The organism is Falsirhodobacter sp. 1013, assembly GCF_051195255.1.
Lineage (GTDB): Bacteria > Pseudomonadota > Alphaproteobacteria > Rhodobacterales > Rhodobacteraceae > Falsirhodobacter.
In genome coordinates this window covers 1-4,470 of sequence record NZ_JBNJLK010000036.1, presented here as the reverse complement: position 1 = coordinate 4,470, position 4,470 = coordinate 1, and the positions used below count along the sequence as shown (strand labels likewise).

Here is a 4,470-nt window from a genome sequence, read left to right as displayed (position 1 = left end):
GGACGGGAGGCGCGTCGCAACCCGCTATGACCGCTGTCCAGAAGTCTTCCTCTCAGCCATCGCCCTCGCCGCAACCGTCCTCTACTGGTTAGGAATCCTGACCCTGGTGATGGGTCACGCATGTCACTATGGCAGTCCCGGTCGTTCAGATCGGACGGCGGCATCGACGACCGAAATGAACGCTTGCCTCAGCCAGCGATGGGGAGGCGAGAGATCATGCGAGGAGTGCCACAGAAGCGACAGGCGGATGGCACCTAGTTCAACGACCTCGGGAATATCAATCGTCTTCAGATCGTGTGCATGTGCAGATCCGACCGCGATCCGATCATGCAGGATGGCGATTGCGGGAATGGACCGCACGATTTCCGGGATGGCCAGCATATGCGGTGTCTCCACCACCACACGGGGCATCAGCCCGTGGGAACGCAGCTTGCCGATAACCCGGTCACTCTCGTGGTTGCGGCACGAGACGATTGGAAACGGTTCGCGAAAGAAGGCTGGAGACGAGGCATCGATGAGTTCGGGATTGTAGATCGCAACATAGCGATCGGCATAGATAAGTCTTGTCTTGTGGTGCATCGCGCCGTGCTCGAACAAACCGAATGCAAGGTCAATGTCGTCGCTGTCGAGCGCTGCATGAATATCGATGTCATTCAACGAATATGTCGCGAGGGTCACGCCCGGCGCCTTCTCCAAAATCCATGCCATCAGCTTAGGAACAAGTATCGCGGCAGCGCTGTCGAATACCGCGATCCTGAAATGATGGGTGCTTCTTGCCGGATCGAAGTCTTCCCCGTTGTCGATCAGCGCCGCGATCCGCGCCAGAACATCGCGTAATTCCGATTTCAACTGCATGCCGCGGGGTGTCATTCTCATTCCGCCCGGCACCCTTGTGAGGATTTCGTCGGCGAAGAGCAGGCGTAGCTGTCCCAAGCTGTGGCTCATGGCGGGCTGACCGACGCCGAGACGTATCGCCGCCTTCGAGACACTTTCCTCTCGCAGTAAAGCGTCCAAAGCCAAAAGCAGGTTCAGGTTCACCCGCCTCATATCATTCCCTTCGATACGCAAAATTGAAACCATCGATTTGTTCACTGGTGACGCGCCCTTTAAGTTGCAGGGCGAGCGAATGCAAATGGTGGATGGACCAAATGAACCGCAGAACTGTATTCACGGGAGCTGTTGGCCTTGCTGCCGCAAGCATGGGTGCCACCGCACTTCGCGCCCAAGACGCCGCTTCTGAAACGGACGCCGGAAGCAAGAGCGCGGTGACCTACATGCCAATCCTGGCGCAGCGTCAGTTCGTCTCCAACGCCAAGGCAATCAAGGCGACCCCATATGCAGACTTCTTCACAGGTGATCTGACGGTCTCAACCGACTTCGCCCGTTCGCTTCAACTTGGGACCCTCGACAAAGCCGAGACGCTGCCGCCCAGCGTGGCTGGTCTCAATGCACTTCTGGATCTGGACCATTCCGCGACGAAGAACGGCTATGCCGTTCTCGACGGATCGACATCCTACGTGCAAAGCCGACACGTCATGCCCGGCGTCTCGGCCGAGATGCTGCGCTGGTGGTTTACCTGGCACGAGGTGGAACGGGAACGCTATTCCCTCTGGTTTCCCCATGCGCATATCGAGAACAGCGTCCAGGATCCTCAACGGCTTCAGGATAGAACGAAAACCTATGAGCAGCGCCTCTATGACAATCCCAACTATGTGAAGGAGTTGGTCGGTCCGACCGCCATGGAGCTTCTGATCCGTTTCAAGGATCCCGCAAAACTCGGCTTCGACGCCAAGGCGTTCTCCGATCGAGGGTTCATTGCCAGCGCCAGTGGGATCGTGGGTCCAGCAACGGCAGACGACGTCATCAATTCGATGATGATCCATATCGCGCGCGATACTGATCAGGGGATGGAACTGGTCAGCCGCTATTGGATCGGGGCCCATCCCGACTTGGCCCGCTTCGAGGGTGCGGAGAAAGCGGCCGGAATGATGGCGCAGGCTGGTTACAATGACAGCGTGGCGGAGATGAGCGCCTATGAACTTGCGGTTCACGATATGATCGAGTTCACCCACCTTGCTTCGTTCCTGCCTGCGCTCCACGCCCGCTTCGGGCAAGAGTGATGTCGCGCAAGGTCATCATTGGAGCGCTCATGGGTTGAGGCATCAGCGCCGTATCGGCGACGGCACAGGATGTATTCCGCTGTAGGGCCGCTTCGGCCCCCTATCAGGCACCGATCACGCCGTCGAGGGCCTCGTCGGACAGGCCTCTGCGGCCCTGCTCGCGCAGGGCAAACGCTACGATTTCCTCCGTGGTCAGATCGCGCAGGAGAACCTCCCGGCAGCGGCTGCGGAGCGGGGTAGGGACCAGTCCCGCGGCGTTCGACGTCAGGATCCAGCTGATCCCCGACATGTCTGCGCGCACGCGGTAGGAGGGGCAACTCCAGGCTTTCGCCGTGAAGCGTTCCAGGAGCGGCAGGAGCGCGTTGACCAAGCTGAAGGCTTTGCCTCTGGTGCTGGTGGCAAGGCCGGTCTTGTCGATCTCGTCCAGAATGATGCTCGGATTGCCGATGCATTCTCTCAGGATGAGTTCCATGGGTCGGCCGGCTTGCGCGCTGCCCCAGCCACGCTGCACACCGATGACCCCAAAGCCTGCGGCTTCGCCGCTGGCGTCGATCGCGAGGCACGGCAGGTCCATTTGCTTGGCCACGAACCTTCCCCAGCTGGACTTGCCGGTTCCCGGCGGCCCCACCAGAAGGTAGGGTGAGTGGCGGAAGCTGGCATCGCCGCGTCGAACGGACTGGCGCATTGCCTGCCATAGGGCATCGGTGACCGGAGCCATCCAAGGAAACTCTTCGTGAACGGCGGCGGCGATCTGGTCGGCGCGGTGCTCCGACGGGAAGGAGGTCGACGCTAAGACTGACGGGCTCGAGCTTGGCTAGATCCTTGTCCGGCAGGTGCGCGACGCCGCTGCGTTGCCGATGCCGCTCCTCGAGGCGGAATGCGCGCCGAACGGTCTTCGCGATGACCGAGGGAGGGGTGATCACTTTGTCCGTCCAAGCGTCGATCTCCTCCATGATCGGGTTGCCGTCAGGGTGCCGCTTCAGGCCAGGTGCAGGTCGGGCCTAGCGTTCACGCATCGCCGACCAGAAGGCCCGAAGCCGCCTGGCGATATTCGACGCCGTGAGGTCGGGGTCGGGCCAGGTCGCGTCGATGAACGCGACAAGGGTCCGCGGCAAGCCGCGGCCGAAAGTCCCGGTCGGCCGGGGTATCGACGTCGAGGCGGTCGGGCGGCATGGCCGATGCTTTACCATGGGGTGCTCCATCATGATGCGAGCTCGGTAGCTCCATGAGCAGCGTGCGGATAGAGGGCATTGCGGGTCAATCCGGGGGGGCGGATATGGCACCCCGCTGGGAGCCTGGCCTGACCGGGCAAGCCGCTCAAATTCGTGAGCAGCGAAGTCAATGACTTAGGGTCAGGACTCATAACCAGAACAAGACGGTTGCAGCCAGCGCGACGGCTGAGAGGAAGACCATCGGGCATCTGTCATAACGGGTGGCGATGCGACGCCAGTCCTTCAGCCGTCCGAACATGATCTCGATCCTGTTGCGCCGCTTGTATCGGCGCTTGTCGTATTTGATGGTCCTGCTGCGGGACTTCCGACCAGGGATGCAGGGCCTGATGTCCCTGTCCTGCAAGGCCTTCCGGAACCAATCTGCATCATAATCTCTGTCGGCCAAGAGCCAGTCTGCGGCAGGCAGGTTGCCGACCAAGGCCGCAGCACCGACGTAATCGCTCACCTGGCCCGCTGTCATGAAGAACCGGATCGGGCGACCGTCATCGTCCGTGACGGCATGCAGCTTAGTGTTCATCCCGCCCTTCGTGCGGCCGATCAGCCGTCCGCACCCCCCTTTTTCACGGCCAGACTGGAGGCCGTGCGGTGCGCCTTCAGGTGGGTCGCGTCGATCATTACCGTCTTCGGCGCGGCAGCCTCGGTGGCCAAACCTTCCATGATCCGCGCAAAGACGCCCATCTCGCCCCACCGCTTCCAACGGTTGTAAAGCGTTTTTGGCGGGCCGTATTCCCGTGGAGCGTCACGCCACCGTAGGCCGTTGCGATTGACGAAGATTATCCCGCTCAGAACCCGCCGATCATCGACGCGCGATCAGCCGTGAGACTTCGGAAAGTAGGGGCGCAACCGCGCCATCTGCTCATCGGTAAGCCAGAAAAGATCGCTCATCAGAAGCCTCCTTGAAGGCAACTGAATCAACTCATACCGACGAGATCAATGGGTCCTGAACCTAGGCAAAGGATCTTGGCGATGGACTTCGTAGGTCTGCCAATGGACAACGAAAACCCCCAAAATGGTCCTCGGTCGGTATGCCGTTCATTCATTCGGCATACCAAAAAAAAGTCGCAGTTGGAAATAGCGCGCGCCCGCTTACAGTCATCCAATGTGTAACACGGATTATG

Annotated in this window: 3 protein-coding genes and 2 pseudogenes; 2 read left to right on the top strand and 3 right to left on the bottom strand. The window is 60.4% G+C overall.

Going from position 1 to position 4,470, the window contains the following annotated elements; translation table 11 throughout:
• Positions 1–91 (top strand): annotated as a pseudogene (locus ACSHZY_RS18725) (IS5/IS1182 family transposase); the annotation flags it as partial.
• Positions 92–126: 35 nt separating this feature from the next.
• Here ACSHZY_RS18725 and ACSHZY_RS18720 read toward each other — a convergent pair.
• Complete coding sequence (locus ACSHZY_RS18720; protein WP_435171734.1) at positions 127–1,092, bottom strand: LysR family transcriptional regulator; 966 nt, start codon at positions 1,090–1,092, stop codon at positions 127–129.
• Positions 1,093–1,199: 107 nt separating this feature from the next.
• On the opposite strand from ACSHZY_RS18720, the gene ACSHZY_RS18715 reads away from it, so the two are divergent.
• Positions 1,200–2,120, top strand: coding sequence for a DAPG hydrolase family protein (locus ACSHZY_RS18715; RefSeq protein WP_435171732.1), 921 nt, complete (start codon positions 1,200–1,202; stop codon positions 2,118–2,120).
• A 103-nt stretch (positions 2,121–2,223) separates the two neighbouring features.
• Here the strand turns inward: ACSHZY_RS18715 and ACSHZY_RS18710 are convergent, their stop codons facing one another.
• Positions 2,224–2,838: an AAA family ATPase gene (locus ACSHZY_RS18710; protein ID WP_435171730.1), complete on the bottom strand. Its 615-nt coding sequence runs from the start codon at positions 2,836–2,838 to the stop codon at positions 2,224–2,226.
• Positions 2,839–3,479: 641 nt separating this feature from the next.
• A pseudogene (locus ACSHZY_RS18705) lies at positions 3,480–4,237 on the bottom strand (IS5 family transposase).
• Between the last annotated feature and the right edge of the window lie 233 nt (positions 4,238–4,470).